General features: G+C 30.2%; 20 protein-coding genes, 1 tRNA gene and 1 riboswitch. Of the genes, 4 read left to right on the plus strand and 17 right to left on the minus strand.

The window, feature by feature from the left end:
- Position 1 precedes the first annotated feature (1 nt).
- From smpB to RH95_RS02060, 6 genes are read right to left on the minus strand one after another with little or no spacing between them, the layout of a single operon-like run.
- The gene (gene smpB / locus RH95_RS02035; protein ID WP_010242724.1) at positions 2-457 is read right to left on the minus strand and encodes an SsrA-binding protein SmpB; all 456 of its coding nucleotides are present in this window, start codon (positions 455-457) and stop codon (positions 2-4) included.
- Positions 450-2,552 (minus strand): ribonuclease R, encoded by a 2,103-nt coding sequence (gene rnr / locus RH95_RS02040; protein WP_010242725.1) that lies wholly within the window; start codon positions 2,550-2,552, stop codon positions 450-452. Before rnr ends, smpB begins: the two co-directional genes overlap by 8 nt.
- The gene (locus RH95_RS02045; RefSeq protein ID WP_010242726.1) at positions 2,552-3,724 is read right to left on the minus strand and encodes a D-alanine--D-alanine ligase family protein; all 1,173 of its coding nucleotides are present in this window, start codon (positions 3,722-3,724) and stop codon (positions 2,552-2,554) included. The genes rnr and RH95_RS02045 overlap by 1 nt, the downstream gene beginning before the upstream one ends.
- Before the next feature lie 5 nt (positions 3,725-3,729).
- On the minus strand, positions 3,730-5,283 hold the full coding sequence (locus tag RH95_RS02050; RefSeq protein ID WP_010242728.1) for a UDP-N-acetylmuramoyl-tripeptide--D-alanyl-D-alanine ligase: 1,554 nt from the start codon (positions 5,281-5,283) through the stop codon (positions 3,730-3,732).
- 9 nt (positions 5,284-5,292) lie between these two features.
- Positions 5,293-6,063 (minus strand): alpha/beta fold hydrolase, encoded by a 771-nt coding sequence (locus RH95_RS02055; protein ID WP_010242730.1) that lies wholly within the window; start codon positions 6,061-6,063, stop codon positions 5,293-5,295.
- Complete coding sequence (locus RH95_RS02060) at positions 6,050-6,481, minus strand: hypothetical protein (RefSeq protein ID WP_010242732.1); 432 nt, start codon at positions 6,479-6,481, stop codon at positions 6,050-6,052. Before RH95_RS02060 ends, RH95_RS02055 begins: the two co-directional genes overlap by 14 nt.
- 106 nt (positions 6,482-6,587) lie before the next feature.
- On the opposite strand from RH95_RS02060, the gene RH95_RS02065 reads away from it, so the two are divergent.
- Complete coding sequence (locus RH95_RS02065) at positions 6,588-6,827, plus strand: glutaredoxin family protein (RefSeq protein ID WP_010242734.1); 240 nt, start codon at positions 6,588-6,590, stop codon at positions 6,825-6,827.
- 504 nt (positions 6,828-7,331) lie between these two features.
- Here the strand turns inward: RH95_RS02065 and bioA are convergent.
- The 10 genes from bioA to RH95_RS02115 form a co-directional block, all read right to left on the minus strand.
- Positions 7,332-8,531, minus strand: a complete 1,200-nt coding sequence (gene bioA, locus RH95_RS02070; RefSeq protein WP_010242736.1) for an adenosylmethionine--8-amino-7-oxononanoate transaminase — start codon at positions 8,529-8,531, stop codon at positions 7,332-7,334.
- A gap of 8 nt (positions 8,532-8,539) precedes the next feature.
- Positions 8,540-9,223: a dethiobiotin synthase gene (bioD, locus tag RH95_RS02075; protein WP_010242738.1), complete on the minus strand. Its 684-nt coding sequence runs from the start codon at positions 9,221-9,223 to the stop codon at positions 8,540-8,542.
- 16 nt (positions 9,224-9,239) lie between these two features.
- On the minus strand, positions 9,240-9,794 hold the full coding sequence (locus RH95_RS02080) for a biotin transporter BioY (protein ID WP_010242740.1): 555 nt from the start codon (positions 9,792-9,794) through the stop codon (positions 9,240-9,242).
- Positions 9,795-9,947: 153 nt separating this feature from the next.
- Positions 9,948-10,715 carry a hypothetical protein gene (locus RH95_RS02085; protein ID WP_010242742.1) on the minus strand — a complete coding sequence of 256 codons (768 nt, stop codon included), beginning with the start codon at positions 10,713-10,715 and terminating at the stop codon, positions 9,948-9,950.
- A complete protein-coding gene (locus RH95_RS02090; RefSeq protein WP_010242744.1) occupies positions 10,715-11,401 on the minus strand; it encodes an ABC transporter ATP-binding protein in 687 nt (228 codons plus the stop codon). Before RH95_RS02090 ends, RH95_RS02085 begins: the two co-directional genes overlap by 1 nt.
- Positions 11,398-11,757, minus strand: coding sequence for a GntR family transcriptional regulator (locus tag RH95_RS02095; protein WP_010242746.1), 360 nt, complete (start codon positions 11,755-11,757; stop codon positions 11,398-11,400). Before RH95_RS02095 ends, RH95_RS02090 begins: the two co-directional genes overlap by 4 nt.
- 210 nt (positions 11,758-11,967) lie before the next feature.
- On the minus strand, positions 11,968-13,092 hold the full coding sequence (locus RH95_RS02100; protein WP_010242748.1) for a pyridoxal-phosphate-dependent aminotransferase family protein: 1,125 nt from the start codon (positions 13,090-13,092) through the stop codon (positions 11,968-11,970).
- Between the two features lie 93 nt (positions 13,093-13,185).
- Entirely contained in the window at positions 13,186-13,791 is a 606-nt protein-coding gene (locus tag RH95_RS02105; RefSeq protein ID WP_010242750.1) for an ECF transporter S component, read from the minus strand.
- Between the two features lie 52 nt (positions 13,792-13,843).
- A riboswitch (FMN riboswitch) is annotated at positions 13,844-13,956 on the minus strand.
- 80 nt (positions 13,957-14,036) lie between these two features.
- A complete protein-coding gene (locus tag RH95_RS02110) occupies positions 14,037-15,413 on the minus strand; it encodes a L,D-transpeptidase family protein (RefSeq protein WP_010242752.1) in 1,377 nt (458 codons plus the stop codon).
- A gap of 150 nt (positions 15,414-15,563) precedes the next feature.
- Positions 15,564-15,647 (minus strand) — tRNA-Leu (locus RH95_RS02115).
- A gap of 295 nt (positions 15,648-15,942) precedes the next feature.
- On the opposite strand from RH95_RS02115, the gene RH95_RS02120 reads away from it, so the two are divergent.
- The 3 genes from RH95_RS02120 (at position 15,943) to RH95_RS02130 (ending at position 18,630) form a co-directional block, all read left to right on the plus strand.
- A complete protein-coding gene (locus RH95_RS02120) occupies positions 15,943-16,344 on the plus strand; it encodes a hypothetical protein (RefSeq protein ID WP_010242754.1) in 402 nt (133 codons plus the stop codon).
- Positions 16,345-16,444: 100 nt separating this feature from the next.
- On the plus strand, positions 16,445-17,335 hold the full coding sequence (locus tag RH95_RS02125) for a copper amine oxidase N-terminal domain-containing protein (RefSeq protein ID WP_010242756.1): 891 nt from the start codon (positions 16,445-16,447) through the stop codon (positions 17,333-17,335).
- A gap of 119 nt (positions 17,336-17,454) precedes the next feature.
- On the plus strand, positions 17,455-18,630 hold the full coding sequence (locus tag RH95_RS02130; RefSeq protein ID WP_010242758.1) for an FIVAR domain-containing protein: 1,176 nt from the start codon (positions 17,455-17,457) through the stop codon (positions 18,628-18,630).
- An 81-nt stretch (positions 18,631-18,711) separates the two neighbouring features.
- Here the strand turns inward: RH95_RS02130 and RH95_RS02135 are convergent, their stop codons facing one another.
- Positions 18,712-19,521, minus strand: a complete 810-nt coding sequence (locus RH95_RS02135; RefSeq protein ID WP_010242760.1) for a C39 family peptidase — start codon at positions 19,519-19,521, stop codon at positions 18,712-18,714.
- Positions 19,522-19,546 lie beyond the last annotated feature (25 nt).

Consider the following 19,546-nt stretch of genomic DNA (forward strand, 5'->3'; position numbering starts at 1 on the left):
CTCAATACATGAGCTCTTGCCTTATTTTCTTATCAACTTCTTTTTTCTTCATTGTTTCTCTTTTGTCCCAAAGTTTTTTACCCTTTGCCTTTGCTATTAAGACCTTTACTTTTCCCCTCTTGAGGTAGACCTTTAGTGGAATAATTGTATAGCCATCTTGAGTCTTTACTTTTTCAAGACGTAGGATTTCACTTTTGTGCATCAAAAGTTTTCTCTTTCTCATTGGATCTACATTATGAATGTTTCCTTGTTCGTAAGGACTTATATGCATTCCATGAACAAAAATTTCTCCATTATTTATATCGCAGTAAGAATCTTTTATATTAACTTGTCCTGCTCTAATTGATTTTACTTCTGTGCCAAAAAGTTCTATGCCTGTTTCATAAGTGTCTTCAATAAAATAAAGATGGCTCGCCTTTTTATTATTTGCAATTGCATTATCTTTTTCCTTACTCATCTTTATCACCTACTAATTTAAAATCAATATTTCCCATATTTAAATCTACATTTACAACTTCAATTTTCACTTCGTCGCCAATATGAAATTCATTTTTTGTTTCATAGTCCACAGCTTTATAGTGATCTACATCAAATTCATAATAGCCATCCATGGATTTGTAGCTCACAAGTCCCTCTATTAAATTATCAAGCTCTACAAAAATACCAAAATTTGTAATACTTGAAACACGCCCATTGTAAACTTCTCCAATTCTCTCAGACATATACTCTGCCATTTTTATATCTTCAACTTGTCTTTCTGCATCTTGGGCAATCTTTTCTGTCTTCGAAACTTGCTCTGCAATCTCTGGCAGAACCACCTTTAAGCTTTTCACTATTCCCTTTGAAAGTTTTCCCTTTAAAGACCTTTTTATAATTCTGTGAATTGTCAAATCCGCATATCTTCTTATAGGAGATGTGAAATGTGAATAATGCTCAAATGCAAGTCCAAAGTGAATATCATTTACTTCAGAATATTTTGCTTTTGTCATAGAGCGAAGTGTAAGTGTTGATATAAACATTTCTTCTTTTGTTCCCTTTGCTTTTTCAAGAACTTTTTGCACATCAACTGGTTCCACTTTTTCATCATAATTTATCACGTATCCCAGTGGTCTTAAATAAGAATTAAGTTCAGAAATTTTTTCTTCCTTAGGTCTTTCGTGAATTCTATATAAAAATGGAACTTTCTTAAAAAAATATTCTTTTGCAACACAGACATTTGCAAGTAGCATAAAATCTTCTATTAATTTATTAGCAGATCTTCTATCCCTTTTGTGGATATCCTTTGGCCATCCTTTTTCATCTGCATCTATTACAACCTCTGGAATGTCAAAATCTATTGCTCCGCCCTCTTCTCTCTTTTTTTGCAAAAGTTTAGAAAGCTCATACATATTGTCCAAAATGTTTTCAATTCCACGAAGTGATTCATGCACAACTCCATTTTCTAAATAATCAGAAACATCATCATAGACAAGTCTTTTGTGAGAATTTATTACAGATTCTTTGATATTATATTTTACAACTTCGCCTTCTCTATTTACTTCCATAATACAAGATAAAGTCAGTCTATCCACACCTTCATTTAGTGAACATATTCCATTGGAAAGTTCAAAGGGAAGCATCGGTATCACTTTATTTAAAAGATAAACAGAATTTCCTCTTTTAAAAGCCTCTTCATCAATCGCACCATATTCTTCAACATAATGTGCCACATCAGCAATGTGAACTCCCAAAATATAATTTCCCTCATCAGATATTTCAAGAGAAATTGCATCGTCAAAATCCTTAGAATCTCTTCCGTCAATTGTAAATGTAATTAAATCTCTTAAATCAAGCCTTCCAATTATTTCTTCTTCAGAAACTTTTTGTGGAAGATTTTTTGCTTGAGATTTAACTGCCTTGTTAAACTCCATGGGAATATCAAGTGACTTTGCAACAGACATCACATCTACATGAGGATCATTTGGATAACCTAAAATTTCAATTATCCTGCCCTCAGGCTTTTTATTTTCTTCTGGCCATTTTTCTATTTTAACGACGACCTTTTGACCATTTCTTGCTCCATTTATTTTTTTCTTTGGAATGTAAATGTCCATAGTCATTTTTTCTTCATCAGCTATTACAAAGCCAAAATCTTTTTTCTTTTGAAATACACCTACAAACTTAGTGTTGCCCCTCTTGGCAATGGAAATAACTTTGCCCTCTGGCTTATCTCCTGAAGAATCATTGTATCTTTTAACAACTACTTCATCACCATTTAATGCTGAGTTTAAATTATTCCTTGAGATATAAATATCTTCATCAAGATTTTCAGTTATCAAAAATCCAAAACCCTTTGCATTTGTCTGAAGTTTTCCATAAAAATATCTTTCATTGTCGACGACTCTATATTTTTTTCTGCTGTCCTTAAAAATAAGTCCTTCACATTCAAGTTCCTCTATTATTTTCATAAACTGGTTTTTTTCTTTATTTTTAATTTTAAATAGCTTAATGAGTTCGTCCTTTGACTTTGGCTTTGAATTTTCAATAATCTTTAAAATCTTATCTTTAATCATTAAATCTTTGCTCCATAACTTGTCATATTAAATAAATTTGAATCAATGGAATAATTGTTTTCTGCTCTCTCTTTATGTCTTTCAAATCCAAGTTCAATTAACTTAGTAATTAACTCCTCTATTTTAATACCCTCTACTTCAAAAAGATAAAAGGCAATAGAACCAGGAAGTGTATTTATTTCATTAACATAAGCCTTGTCGCCATCTACTAAAAAGTCAATTCTTGCAACCCCTGAAGCATCAATTGCTGCAAAACTTTTTTTTGCAAGATTCTTTATTTCTTTTTCAAGTTCAGGCGTCAAATCTGCCGGAAGTTTTTTATTTTGATTCTTTTGTGAAGATTTTGCACCCTTTGACCCTGCAACATATTTATCTTCATATCTCAAAAGATCCTTAAATCCAATTGGCTCTTCTGCTGCAGAAACTTGAAACTCATTTTCATAGCCTAAAACAGCAACATTAATTTCCCTTGGATTAACAACAGCTTCTTCCACGATTACTTTTCTATCATAATTTGCAGCAACTTCAAGAGCTTTTGAAAGATCAAGAGCATTTTCTACTCTAGAAATTCCAATTGATGAGCCTAGATTTGCTGGCTTTACAAATAGAGGGTAATTTAAATTTTTACATTTTTCAACAATATTTTGTAAATTTTTGAGTTCTTCTTTGTAAAAATATTTATAATTTGTCATTGGAATACTTTCTGATTCAAAAACTTTTCTCATGACAACTTTGTCCATCCCAACGGCCGAACTCATTACACCGCAACCGGTGTAAGGCATACCAATTAATTCAAAAAGTCCTTGGGTACATCCATCTTCTCCAAAAGTTCCATGAAGTGCAAAAAATATTTCGTCTATCTTTTCAAAAACCTCAACAGAATTGTACTCAGGTTTAAAAAGTTTCTTTTCATTATGCTTTACACAGTATAAATTTTTGTCACCATAAATCGGTTTGAAGAAAACTTCCACTGCATCATCAAAATCTTCGTTTTTATATGATTTAAAATTTTTTAAACTATCTCCTGACAAAAACTTTCCACTTTTTGTAATATAAATTGGAATTGGATTGTACTTACTTCTATCCATGTTTTCAATAATTTGCATTCCCGTTATCACAGAAACTTCGTGTTCAACAGATCTTCCTCCAAAGATTACTCCTATATTTTCCACTAATTTCACTCCTCATTGTAATTGTCAGGAAGATCATTTTCAAATAAAACAACATCTCCTGGCATAGAAATTTTTGCGAGAACTTCTGTCGCCTCAGCAAGAGAAGAAACTCTATATACATTATCTTCGTTAAAATCTTTATTTTTTAGCCCTTCGTAAATTGGAACAGTTCTCTTTTTGCCAACTAAAATTACAAAATCAACAACATCTGAGATAACTTCACCAATTTTTCTATTTTCATCTTCTTCCATATCGCCAAGTTCGACCATTCCAGGTGTAATTATTATTTTTCTGTGCCCTTTAAACTCTTTTAAAACATCAAGAGCTGCTCTAAATCCAACTGGATTTGAATTAAAGGCATCATCAATTACAATTGTATTGCTTTTTGATGGTATAAGACTAAGTCTATGCTCCACTGGCTCAACTTTTGCAATCCCACTTTGAATTTGTTCTAAACTAAGTCCCAAAACACTCGCCGCAGTGGCTGATGCAAGTAGATTTGAAATATTATGCACTCCAAGAAGTTTTGTCTTGCACTTTATTTCTCCTTCACCTCTTATGTGTAGCATAAATTCCGAACCATTTTCGTCAACTTTTATCTCATCTGCATAGACATCAAGCTTTTCAATGTCCTTTGTTCCGTATCTCAAAGTCTTCTTTTCAGTTTTATCTGCCAAAATTTTTACATAATCATTGTCGTAATTAAAAATTGCAACTCCATCCATTGGAAGATCTTCAATTAATTCGTACTTAGTCTTCATTATATTGTCAATTGTCTTAAAAAGGTGCATATGAGTTGGCCCAATAGCAGTTATTATACCAATATCTGGTTGTACAAGACTCGCAACTTCGTGAATCTCTCCTGGAATTTTTGCTCCAAGTTCTGCAATAAAAACTTCTCTATCGCTTTCAAGTTCATTATTTATAACTTTTGAAAGTCCCATAGGTGTATTAAAAGAAGATGGAGTATTTTTTACTTTTAATCCCTCTGACAAAATTGTATCTGTAATAAACTTTACAGATGTTTTCCCAAAAGATCCTGTAATCCCAAGAACTTTTAAACCATAATTCTCCTTATAATTTCTTATTTTATCTTGTGCTTGATTGAAAAATCCCATATTTATTCTATCTTCTGTTGGCTTTGCCCACTTATTTGATAAAATTAAAACTTTATATTGGTAAAAATAAACTAGAAAAGATAGTCCAATAGTTACCAAAACTGAAAATATATGAGAATCTATAACATTAAGCATTATAAATGAAATTATTATCGCAACCACGAAGCAAATAATATTTACAATTTTATGTTTCTTTAAAAGTCTTTTTGCCCTATCAGTCCAGACAAGGGGAGTTTTCTGCTCCTTATCTAATTTATAAACTAATTTATTTACTTTATTTTTATTATTTTTTAAAAACGTCTTGTATTCATCATTGTCATACCCCTCAAGTTGGAGCATGTGAATTGGATAATTGCTTCTTTTATAGGAACAATAAAGTGCAAAACAAATTATTACAAAATCTATTATATAAATTGGTAAATCTTTCAACAAACTTTTCATCTAATTCTCCTAATCTAAAAATGAATTTAAAACTGCATTAAATTGACTAAACTTGTCTATATACGAATAGTGCCCCGCATCTTTTAAAATGACAAGTCCAGAATTCTTTATCTCCTTTTCAAAAATCTCTGCCATATAGAATGGAGTTGCCTCGTCTTTATCGCCCCAAATAAGAAGAGTTTCTGCATCAATGTTTTTAAATTCTTCCCTTGTGGACTCATTTACAACTTTTACAAAACACTTTCTCATAATTCCATTTGCAGATTGATAATCATCAGAGCCATGTTTTTTGTAAAACTTTTCAAGTGATTCTTCACTATTTCCATGTGTAATCATATATAACTTCTTTGCCGCCTTAAAAGAATAAACTTTCCCATAGTAAGAAAGTTTTCTCTTTGGAAGAACACCAGAGGCATCAATCATAACAAGTTTATCTACAATTTCTTTGTTTCTTGCACCTAAAATGGTAAGAGTTTTCCCTCCAAAAGAATGACCTATAAAAGTAGCTTTTTTTATACTAAACTTTTCTAAAAATTTCAAAAGAAATTCATAATAATCATAGGTCCCCATCACAAAACTTGGATCATCGCTATCTCCAAAGCCTGGTGCATCATAAGCATAGACTGTATAATCTTCTGGCACAGAATTAAAAATTGGCATAATTGATTCAATATATGCTCCCCATCCATGTAAGATTACAACAATTTTTTTGCCGCCATCTCTTTTTATATATGCAGTTTTTATTCCATCTATATCAACAAATTCTTTATTTACCTTCATCTTCATCTTCTTTTATAAAAATAATAGACCCATCACTCTCTTCTGATTCACTTTTATCGACATAGAGTCCACTAAAATCTTTTTCATCTTTCTTTTCATTTACAAAATCAATATTATTTAAATTTTCACTTAAATCGAGGCCCATTTTCAAAGAAGAGATTCTTGCCTTGTGCCTTTCAATTTCTTCCAAAGCACTTTCGACATTTAAATTGGAAATTTCTCCCTTTATAAGTTTATACTCATGACGTCCCAGTTTCTCAAAAAGCTCACTTAAATATCTCTCTTCATTTAAAATTTCATATTTAATTTTTGCTGTTTTCTTTATCTCAGCAGATTCTTTTACAATCTTTTTCTTTAGATAATTTAAATTTCCCATTATATCATTTACATTTCCATCTATACTGTCAAAAAATCCCAAAATATCACCTCGAATCTATGTTATTATACCAAAAAATAAAGGTCTTTTAAACACTCGCCTTGTTTTCTTTATTCTCAATTGGGTAAAATAATTGTGGAGGGATATTATGGAAAAATTAACATTGTACGTTAGAACAACTTGTCCATTTTGTAAAAAAGTAGAATCTTTCATTGATGAAAATAAAATTCATGGCGTAGAAATAAAAAATATTGATGAAGACAAAGAAGCTGAAAAATATTTAGTTGAAAATGGAGGAAAAAAACAAGTTCCGTGCCTATTTGTAGGTGACAAACCTCTTTATGAATCACTAGACATTATAAAATATTTAAAAGAAAATGCAGCTTGACTTAAAAAAATCTGTTGGGGAGTAAATCTCTAACAGATTTTTTATTTTATATGTGCAAATCTTTTAAATTAGTCCGACTTAAAAAGTCTTAAGGAAAAACTTTTTTACTTGTATAAGCTATAAAGAGAAAAATTAAACCTTTAATACAAAGAAAATGCCATATACAAAAAGCATATATAACTAAACAAGTAAGGACTTGATGAAAATAAAAATCATACTTCACTTTGCTTTTAATCTTTTCTATACTAACATCTATAACGATATGGTCTTGGAATTTTATAAGCAATACCTGTCCAATTTAATAAAGTACACTTTATTCTTCCTATAACTTCTCCATCCATTAAAAAAATTGAAATTTTTACTGTTTTCAGTATTTAACCCCAGCATTATACTTTCAATTATATTATACCTGTTTTAATTATTTTTAGTTTCTGACATACTACAATAAAATAAACCCCTTGTTTTTACAAATCAAAGGGATTTAAAGATTAATAAAATATAAAATTATTTTTCAAACCATTCTTTCATAGTTCTCATAACTTTTCTAAGCTCATCTTCACTTATTACATAAGGAACCATTGAATAAATATATTTTATAAAAGGTCTTGCAAAAACTCCTCTTTCATAAGCAAATTCTTGAAAGCCGCAGATATCTTTTTCATCTTTTACTTCAATGCATACACATCCACCCATTACTCTTACATCTTCTATTTTAGGATGTGTGAACCCATCCATTTCTTCTCTTTCTATTGCTTCTATTCTCTTTATCTTTTCCATAAAATTTTCTTCTTCAAAAATTTCTATTCCACGAAGAGCTACTGAACAAGCAATAGGATTTGCCATAAAAGTTGGTCCATGCATCAGTGCATGAGTTGGATCATCATCATAAAAAGCGTCAAAAACTTTTTTATTTGCAATTGTGGCGGCATGACCAATATATCCACCAGTTAGTGCCTTTCCTAAACAAATTATATCTGGTAAAACTAAATCTGCTACAAATCTATTTCCAGTTCTTCCGAAACCTGTTGCAACTTCGTCAAAAATTAAAAGTACATTGTACTCATCACAAAGTTCTCTTGCTCTTTCTAAGAAAGAAATATCATACATTCTCATACCACCAGCTCCTTGAAGAAGTGGTTCAACTATAAATGAATTTAATTTATCTCCATATTTTTCAAAAGCATCTTCTAATGCATCAATTTCTGTTGGAATGTGAACTACATATTTGCTTTTTCCATAGGCCTTTAAAACAAAATGATAGTCTTCGTCATCTCCTACTTCCATAGTTTTAAAAGTATCTCCATGATAAGCGTGATTAAGTGCAAGGATCATTGTTCTGTCTTTTTCGCCCTTATTCATATAAAATTGAAGTGCCATTTTAAGAGCAACTTCAACTGCAACTGAACCCGAATCTGAAAAAAATGGATAATCCAAATCTCCCGGCAAAAATTCTTTTAGTTTATTAGAAAGTCTTTCTACAGGCTCGTGAGTAATTCCACCAAGCATCACATGAGAAAATTTATTTACTTGATTTATAATTGCATCATTTAATTTTTCATTTTTATAACCATAAATATTGCTCCACCAAGATGAAACTGAATCTATCATTTTATTGTCTTCTGTGTAGAGATAAACTCCCTTAGCATCAACTACTTTATAAGGCTCTTTCATTGTTTTCAATTGTTCATAAGGATACCAAATCATAATAACTCCTATTCATAAATTTTCTTTAAATCTTCTACATCAATGTCAAGATTTTTATCTCCCTCTTTTACACATGCGATAACTTTTGATCCTGTCATATATTTGCACATTTTTATATTATCTTCTTGCATTAAATCTCCTGGAATAAAATTGTTGAAAATTATTCCCTTTAAATCTATATCATTTTCTTTCATATAAAAAGTTGTGAGTACAACATCATTTATAGTTCCAAGTCCTGCATCTGCTACTATCACGCAAGAAAGATTAGCTTTTTTTATAAAATCTTCTAAGAATATTTTTTCCTTATCAAAGCGAAGGGGACATAAAATTCCACCAGATCCTTCCAAAGTTATGTATTCATATTCTTTTTCAAGTTCTTCAAACTTTTCTATAACTACACTTAAATCAACGGGATTACCTTCTATTTGCGATGCTAAATGAGGAGATACTGCTCTCTCGTAAATATATGGGCACATTTTTTCTAATGGTTCTTCTATATTAGCAAAATCTTTTACAAACTTCGCATCTCCTGGAATAAGTGCTCCCTTCTCGTCCCTTTCATTTCCACTCATAGCCGCTTTATAATAAGCTGATTTTAGATTCGCTTCAGCTAATTTTTTTACCATAAGACCTGCTACATAAGTCTTTCCTATTTCAGTTTCTGTTCCTGTTACAAAAATCTTTTTGCTCAATTTTTTCTCCTTTGTTTTAATTAAATCCTCTATTTATCATTGGAATAAGCCTTTTCCCAAGCATTGCTCCCAAAAAGCAAAGAAAAATATCTCCTGGCACTGCAAGCACAAAACAATATAGAATAATTGCCTTTACTCCAATTGGCGACGCCAAATAAAATTTGCTGATTATATAATAATAAATCATGCCAAAAGCATAAACTATAAAAAGTCCTATAAAGTTTGCTATGAGAAGTCTTCTCATACTTGGATTTTTTTCTTTATTTGCAATTTTTCCTGTCGCATAAGCACCAACTGCAAACCCAACAATGTATCCAAAAGTCGGTTTAAAAATGTATCCTATGCCACCTCCCTCTGTAAATACAGGAATACCAATAAGTCCCAAAATTATGTAAATTATTACAGAAGTAGCACCTAGTTTTGGTCCCAATAAAAGTCCTGCAAGCATTGTAAATAAAAGTTGCAATGTGAAAGGCAAAACTGGAATTGGTATTCTTATAAAAGTTCCCACAATAACCAGTGCAACAAATAAAGAGCACAAAACTAAATCTCTTACTTTTGAATTTTTCAAATATTTCCTCCATAATTATTATTGTAAATATTTACTTTAAATAAAGTACCATCAAAAAATAGTTTTGTCAACTTATTATTATTTTAAGTTCACTATATATGATGGAAAAAGAGCTTATCTCATGACAAGCTCTAAAAAATTAATTTTAAATTTTTAACTTACTGAAATTTTATTTTTGTGTGAATAGTATGTTCCATATATAAATAAAGCTGCCTCAATTGCTATTAGAATTAAAGATGCATATCCCATCTTTATAAACACACCTCCATTGCCTAAATACAACTGAATATTTGTCATTACATTAGACTTATCTAGCAGATGAAGAATTATGCCTTCTCCTATGGATAGTGCTATATAAACTAAAACTGAGCCTCCAGAACCGAATCTACCCATTTTTTTAACACTGCCATAATTTATAGCGAAAATTATTTTTAATATTGATCTAATCAAAATTATAATTCCCCAAGAAAGTGCAATAAGAATATTTTTTAATCCAACTTTATTTAATTCTTCTATAAAACTATTCCAATTAAAGCCTTGGAAATTAGATGGACTTGAATCTAAAGCAATAGATGCAAGTACAAAAAATAATAGTCCCATGTATATTGAATAAATTAAAAACATTATAAAATAATATAAAACTCTTGAAAAAGTTTTTGCCCACGGGCTAACTGGTATGGATTCATAAAAAAGAGCACTATCTCCAAAAAACATATTGTAATCTCCTACTACAACAGTTATTGCAGCTGCAATATAACCAAAAATCACAGAAGTAATGCAAAGTCCAAAAATTGTACCTCCCCAATTAATATTTATTGTATTAAAAGCTAAACCTGTAACTCCAAATATTATTGGCAATATAAGAATAAACCAGTTAGATTTAAAATGTCTTTTTATTTGATGTCCAAGTAATTTTCCCATTAAAATACCTCCGTAAAGTAATCTTCAATACTCTTATTTTCTTCACTTCTTATTTCGTCAACAGTTTTATTTATGGAAATTTTTCCATCTGATAAAAATAAAACTCTGTCAAGTAGTGGTTCAATTTGATTTATAAGATGAGTTGATAAAATTATGAGAGAATCTTCTTGAAAATTATTTAAAATAATATCTATAATCTTTTTTCTTGCAGAAGGATCAACTCCAGAGATTGGTTCATCCAATAAATATATATCTGCATTTCTTGAAAGGCTAAGTGCAATTTGCATCTTTTCTCTCATACCTTTACTCATTTCTTTTACCTTTGCTTTTTCAGGTAATTTAAATTCATTAAAAATTTTGTAAAATTTTTCTTCATCAAAATCTTTAAAAAATAATTTGTAGATATTTACAACTTCTTTAACAGCAAGCTTGTCGCTTAATGCAAATTTATCTGGCTGATATGAAATAATGTCTGCCATTTTATAATCCAACTCTTTTCCATCTACAAGAACTTCTCCCTTATAAGTTTGTTCAAGTCCTGCTAAAATTCTAAGCAAAGTTGACTTTCCAGCACCATTTGGTCCAACAAGTCCAACAATTTGTCCCTTGTCAAGTTCTAAATTTAAATCATCTAGGACTTTATTTTTATATCCCATGTTTAAATTTTTTATTTCTAACTTACTCATACTTCCCTCCAATATTCATCTAAAAGTGTCATTGATTTTTCTTTCGTGAGATTTAATTCTTCTGCGACGCTAATTAAATTATCACAAGATTTATAAAAAGCTCCCTTAGCTATCTTTTCAATTAATTCTTCATCATCTGTTATAAATCTACCAGTGGTTCTATTAGATTTTGCAAGTCCCTCTCGCTCCAACTCTTGCAAAGCTCTTTGAACAGTGTTGGGATTTACTCCATAAATTTTTGCCAAATTTCTCACTGTGTCCATTTTTTCTCCGCTCTTCCAATCCCCACTTGAAATCTTTAACTTGAAATCTTCTAGAAGTTGTATATAAATAGGTCTATTATTATCAAATTCCATACTAAACTCCTTTGTATTGTTGTGTCAATTCCTTAATACAATAATTATTATATTCTCTTCATCGTCAAAATGCAAGAGTAAATTTAAAATTTTTACTATACTTATATTTTAAAAAATTCATAAATCTAATTACTTCTAGGAAAACAAAATCTTTAAAAGTAAAAAACCTCTTGCCAAAATAATATAGCAAAAGGTTTTATTAAAATTTTTTTATCTATCCATTATTTTTTTAAATTCATCTTTTAAAGAAATTTTTCTCTCTATTCCAAGTTCGTCAAAAACTTCATCTAACTTTTCATAAAGTTCCAAAAAATTTTCATAGGAAATATTATTTCCCATATGACCTATTCTAAAAACTTTTTCAAAAATATCTCCTGCACCCTTTGAAATTAAAATTCCCTTATTTCTAAGTGATGCTAAAATATCTTCTGCAACGAAGCCTTCTGGCACAAGAACAGCTGTCAAAGTATTTGACCATGAATCTTTTGCATATAGTTCAAAACCTGCATGAGTAAAAATTTCTCTTGTAACTTCCGCATATTTTTTATGAAGTGCGATACTATTTTTTTCAAATAGTTTGTCGAGAGCAAGGTCCAAAGCATAAGTTAAATTTTCATTCATTGTATAAGGAAAGGCAAAACCATCTGAATAATTATAATAGTTTAAAAAATTCATATAATAACTTGGCACAGGTGTCTTTCTATTTTCAACTACTCTTTTAGCATTATCTGAAATTGTAATAAGAGTAATACCTGTCGGTGCAGATATACATTTTTGACTTCCGCCAAGTGCTATGTCGACTTTAAAATCATCAAAATCAAATTCTTCTCCACCCATTCCAGAAACTGTGTCCACAACAGATAAAATTCCATATTTATCTAACAAATTGCAAATGCTTTTAACATCATTAGTTATTCCAGAAGGAGTTTCACAGTGAACCATTGTTGCAACTTTAAAATCATGATCTTTTTCCAAAAATCTTTTTAATTTTTCTATATTAAATCCTCGTCTAAAATCATCTTCGTAGATAACAGCTTCACCACCATAAAATTTTACATAATCTGCAAAACCTGCCCCAAAGACCCCATTATTTAAGACAAGAACTCTGTCACCTTTTTCTACCAAATTGCAAATTGCAGCTTCAAGACCAATAATCCCTTCACCAAGCATTAAAAAAGATGTAGCATCTGTATTTAAGAGCTTTGAAATTTTCTTTTCTACTCTTCTATGTATCTTTTCGTATTCTGGATCAATATCTGGATTCGTGAGGGACTTTCCCATAAGTTCCATAACTTCTTCATCAATTGATGTTGGACCTGCACACAAAATTTTCATTTTACTTCCTTCTTTCTTATAAATTTCTTTTGAATAAATTATATTATATAGTCGTAAAAAAACAAGCTGCCACAAGACAGCCTGTAAAATAAATTATTTTTTAAAAATTGGACTCACTTTCTTATAAACTAACATCATAACTGCAGATGTTGTAAATCCTTTTATTAAATTGAAAGGAAGAACAGAGTAAATCATCATAGAAAATAACCCTGTTATCTTTGAAGTGATTGCACTTCCCATTGCTATTATAGCATCCATTGGCATCACCTTTGCATAAAGTGGGAACACTACAAAATAATTTGAAATCATTGCAAGTGTAGTCATAGCAAGAACTCCAATTGTAAGTGAAAAAATTGCCCCTTTATAAGTTTTATGTCTTTTATAAAGAAAGCTTGATACAAAAGCAAAAGTTGCAGAAATTATAAAATTTGAAAGTTCTCCAATTCCCGCTGTCATAGTCCCCTTAAAAACAAGTGCCAAAATATTTTTTAATGCTGCTATTATAATTCCAAAAACTGGTCCCATAGTAAAAGCGCCAATAAGAACTGGAAGATCTGATATATCTAGTTTCATAAAAGGTGGTGCCACAAAAGTAAGCGGCAACTGAAAATACATAAGCACAAAACCAATCACAGATAGCATTCCAATTTTTGTCATGTCTTTTGTTCTAATCATAGAACTTGAATTTACTTTATTCATTTTACCTCCTGTTGGGGCATAAAAAAACCCCGAACCTTCGGGGTATGAAAGTTTAAATCATTCTTTCATCCAGACTTTACTGTCGGTATTGGAATCTAACCAATTCAGCTTTCGCTCGCGGACTTTACCGCCGGTTGGGACTTTAACCCTTCCCTGAAGATTTAAATTAATATTTATTTCTTATATTTAATTATAACATTTGTTAAAAAATTTTCAATGATAAATTGTATCAATTTTATATATTTTTAAATTTTTTGAGTTGCAGAGTCATAAACAATGACAGGCATCCCATTAAAAGTTTTTCCGTATAAATTCCCCATTACACTTGGCGGAACATTTATACAACCATGAGAACCATTTGAAAGATAAATATTTCCTCCAAAATTTGATCTCCATGTAGCATCATGAAGCCCAATTCCCGACCAATTAATTGGAACCCAATAATTTACCTTAGACCTATAAGTTTCTCCAGTCAAATATCTATCTCTTTCACGAGACCAAACTCTATCAGTGCCTGTTGGAGTTCCATTTCCTCTGTTAGGATTTCCTGAAACAATATTTGTTTCAAGTTCCATAACTCCATTATTGTAATACCAAAGTTTTTGCCTAGCGAGGTCAACTTCAATATAAGTTTTGCCAATATCATCTGCACTTCTACTAATGGCATCTTGTCTATAAACAGGTTTTAAAATTACCTCACTATCTTTATCTAAAGCTGCAATCAATTCTTCTTTCGTCTTTACTCTGTCAGTGAGCCAACCATATATCCCACCATCCACTTTTACATTACCAATTCCTGTGGCGTTAAAAACTCTAGAAGTTTTAAAAGTATCATATTTAGATGAGAGATTCCCTACAAACTTTGCAACTTTTTCTTCGTCAACAACAAGATTCCCGTCATCTGTTTTAGAATACATGGCAATAATATTTTGTCCAGTAACTTCTTCCTTTCTGTCATCAAAATCATAAATAATTTTTTTCTTATAAACCTCTTTATAAGAATTTAGCAGATTTTTAATATAATCACTATCAGAAGTTATTTTAGGTTCAATATAAAGATTTTCATCTTCTAAATTTAGTTTGTCATCCTTATCCGCAAAATGATTTAAAATAGAATTCCTGAGTTCATTTCTCTTTACAAAATCTCCATAAACTTCTTCTTCGATTTCAAAATCCCTTCCATTATAAATGACCTTGGCATCAGCAGAATGAACCTTCTCATTTTTTACAACCTTTAAATCATTTATCCTATTTGAAAGTGCATTATCATCATAGTGCATCTCATGTTCAATTTCATAATTTTTTGGAACTAAAGAAGCGACAGGCCAATAAAAAGGAGTCTGATCCACAAATCCACTGCCAATATTATCTTCATAATTAATTTCACTTGCAGTGATTTTTTCATTATTCTCCTTGTCCTTAGAAATTACTTCTAAAACAAAATTTTTGGACAAATCATTGTAATTTTTTTCAAACTCAGAAATTTTTGTAAGTCCAAAATCTCTTCCATTTACATAAGTCCTTGGCATAAACCTGTCCTTAAAAAAATAAAGTCCTGCTGCATATATAAAAATAATTAAAATAATTAAAATTGTAAAGAATATTTTAAAAGTCTTCTTCATAATTCCTCCCAATATATTATACATCGAAGAAAAATTTTTTCGACAGAAACTTTAAAATGTAAGAATATTGTAAACATTTATAGAACTTTTAAAAGCAAAAAGTGCAAAAAAAATCACTATCTAATTAAAACATCAGATAGTGATTAACAATGGTGCGGGAAAGAGGACTTGAACCCCCACTCCAATGGAACTAGATCCTAAGTCTAGCGCGTCTGCCAATTCCGCCATTCCCGCATGAAGTGTTAACAACAAAATATATTATACGTACATCTTTATTCTTTGTCAATACTTTTTTATAAGTTTTTTATGAAAATTTTACAAACCCAAGTTAAAATATCAAATATAAGATAAAATACTATAAAATTCTAAATTTATCATATCACAATATCACATATTTATAAAATATAATGCAGTACTACAAACAAAAATTGTTTTAGGTTTTAATTTAATTGAATTGTAATTCCCCATGTAATATAATGATCTTGAACTTAAAATTTTATTTGATCATTTGTTAGAAAGAGTTGATTTTTTGAAAACAAAAGAAAAATTTAGACAATTTATGATGGGAAGATATGGCAATGACCAACTTGGAAAATTTATATTGTTTTTAGTAATAATATGTTGTGGAATAAATATATTTCTTAAAAAAACTTGGCTAGCTACAACTGCCATAATCCTTTTAATTTACTTTTATTACAGAGCCTTTTCAAAAGATGTAAATGCACGATACGCTGAAAATAAAAAGTACCTAGACGCAGTAGACCCACTTAGAAAAAAATTTTTTAAATCAAAAAATAAATATCAAAACAGAAAAGTTTATAAATACATAAAATGCCCAAATTGCAAGTTTGAAATGAAAGTGCCAAAAGGCAAAGGCAAAATACGAGTAACTTGTAAGTCTTGCGGCAACAAATTCATAATAAAATCTTAAAAGTTCCCTCATGGGGACTTTTTATTTTGCCTAAATTCTTAATCTTTTTGTAATTTTTAAATCTTTTATTAATGGTGTAATGAATTAAAGGAGTGATATCGTGAAAAAGAAGTTTTTATTTATTTTATCTTTTTTATTTTTATTTACTAGCGTTTATGCCAATGGTGGGAAAAAGATGACTCTTGTTATAAATAACATTGTCTTTGAAAAGGAATTTGTTGTTAAAAATGATAGGATTCACATTCCTCTTCGCCTAGTTTCTGAAAATCTAGGTGCTGATGTCAATTGGAATGCTGATGAGCGTAAGGTTAAAATTTTAAATCAAGATAAGAAAATTGTCTTTTATGTTGATTCTAATGAGTACAGGATTGACGATATGGTCTTCACAATTGACTCTCCATCTTTCATCATGGATGATACAACTTATGTGCCAGCAAGGGCTCTTGCCAATGCCATGGATGCAAAATTAGAATGGAATGAAAAAGAGTTTTACTGTGCAATCGACAATGGTTATGAAATTGACTCCACTCGTGATGTAGATTTAATTAAGGATGCAAAGGATCTTCAAACTATTAATAAGATAAGAAAGGTAACTGATCTTGCTGGATATCTAAAAGATGGTGTGATGAAGGTTGAAGAAGTGGAAGATGGAAAAGTTTATGAATTATACTTAAAGGATTATGAAAAGAAAAATTTGTCTATGAGATTTTCTTTTGATAAAAATAATAATTTAAGATTTTATAAGTTTGACTACTTCCCTAACGAAAAGTATCCTTTCTTGGAAAAACATTTAAGTGAAAAGGAATCAATGAAAGTGGCTCGTGAATTTATGGACATAGTTGGGGATAAGAAAAGATTTTTAAAGGAAAAAGAATTGGGCGCAAATCAACAAGTCACACCAGAAGCTGGAACTTACAACTTTTATACAAAATCTAGCCTCATAGCAGTTGATGCAAGTGGTAGTTTTATATACTGTTATTCAAACAATTAATCATTATTACAAAAATATTAAATATTCTAAATTAATTCATTAATTTTCCAATTAGAATTGATTTCTCTTTAAAAATCTGTATAATGGAGGTAACTTATATTTTTTAGGGGGAATAAATAATGAATAAAAAAATTACATCTTTATCTTTAGCAGGAGTAATGCTACTTTCTACTGCAAGTCCTGTTCTTGCTGCTACTGAAGAAAAGGAAGTTAAAGAACCTAGCAAAGTAGAACAATTAGTTAAAAAAAGTGAAGAAGAATTAAGTAAATCAGAAGAAGCTAAAAAAGAAATGCCTTCTGAAGAAACTTTAAAAGCTCTTAAATCTGAAATCGCAAAAGAAAAAGAAGTTCGTGAATCAGAAACATATAAAAAAGCTGAAGATAAAGTTCAATCTAATTACGAAAATGCAGTTGCTGCTGCAAAATCAATTGTAGATGATAAAGACGCTTCTAAAGAACAAGTTGATGATGCTCTAAAAGCTCTTAATGAAGCTTGCGAAAAACTTGGCAAAAAAGAAGAAGCTAAAGACGTTAAAATTGAAGTAAAAGATGTTAAAGCTACTACTCAAAAAGTTAAACTTGACGGAAAAGATGTTGTTATCTACGGATATAACATTGATGGATACAACTACTTCAAATTAAGAGATTTAGCTGCTGTTCTTAAAGACACTAAAGCTAAATTTGGCGTTGAATACAAAGATGACGTTGTTACTCTAACTAAGGGTGCTGATTACAAAGTTGCTGAATCTGACCAAAAAGAAGTTAAAGCTGATTCTAAAGGTTCAGTTACAAACGATAAAGTTCTTGTTGGCGACAAAGAATTAACTGCAACAGCATACAAAGTTGATGATAGCAATTACTACAAATTAAGAGATCTTGGCGAAGCTCTTAACTTTGGCGTAGATTTTGACAAAGAAGCTAATGCCGTTTTATTAACTTCTGAAAAAGATACTAAAGAAGAAAAAGTTGCTCCAAAATTAGAAGAAGTAAAAGAATCTCTTAAATCTGAAATCGCAAAAGAAAAAGAAGTTCGTGAATCTGACGAATACAAAAAAGCTGATGTAAAAGTTCAAACTAATTACGAAAATGCAATTGCAGCTGCAAAATCAATTGTAGATGACAAAGAAGCTAAGCCAGAACAAGTTGAAAATGCTCTTAAGGCTCTTGTAGAAGCTCAAGAAAAACTTGGACTTAAAGCTGACGCTAAAGTAGAAGAAAAAACTGACAAAAAAGAAGTTAAAGAAGATAAAAAAGACGAAGTTAAAGAAGATAAAGACGCTAAAGAAGCAAAATAATTTAGCTTAAACAAAAAAGTCATGGTTTTTCCATGGCTTTTTTATTTTGAAAATTTTTAAAAATCATTTTTAATAAATTACTTATAAATCTTTATTTACAGCCCAAGCTGCTTTTATTTGTTTTTTTATTCTATCATATCTCCATCTATTTTTTGAATTATAAATAGAATTTGGGTCATTTAAAATAATTCTTCCCTCATCGTCAAGTCCACTTGCCAAAGCTATGTGTCCACTATCTGTAAAATAACCTGGACCAAAGGATAAAATTACATAATTTCCATTTTCAAGTTCACTAATTATCTCACTTTTCATAATTCCATGAACATTTATACCTTCTTTACTTAAATAATCCTCCACAAGATTCCACGAACTCATTCCACTTTCCACATAACCACTTTTTTCTGCAAACTCTGCAATTTCTTTTGGACTTCTATCTATCCCGCATCCACTTAAAGTCATGGAAAGAGTTGTGGGCATACAACCTCTTGTGCCAATTATTCCACCAGCATATTTAACATATCCCCAGCGAGGATCATACTGAAGATAAAATTTTACAGGATTATCCACGCCACAATCTTCACTTTTCATTGCAATACTTTTGTCATCTTTTAAATATCCAATAATAAATCCAAGAGATTCTTCTCTTTTAGCTGCAAGCTTTACCATAAGATCTGGGAGCTTATCTATATTTTCGTAGACATAAGCATAATTTTTATCATCCTTTGCTTTTTCTTTTATTATTTCTATTTTGTCTGATAAGTCTTCTCTTCTAACAAAATTTTCACTATCTTTTAAAGTAACTTCTCTTGAAATATTTTCTCTATTATTAAAATATCCTCTCGCAAGAAAAATTAATAAAAAAATAATGATTGCAGTTCTAATTTTTTTCATAATATCACCACAATCATTATATAAA

It is taken from the genome of Peptoniphilus rhinitidis 1-13 (assembly GCF_000246925.1).
Classification (GTDB): domain Bacteria; phylum Bacillota; class Clostridia; order Tissierellales; family Peptoniphilaceae; genus Peptoniphilus_A; species Peptoniphilus_A lacydonensis.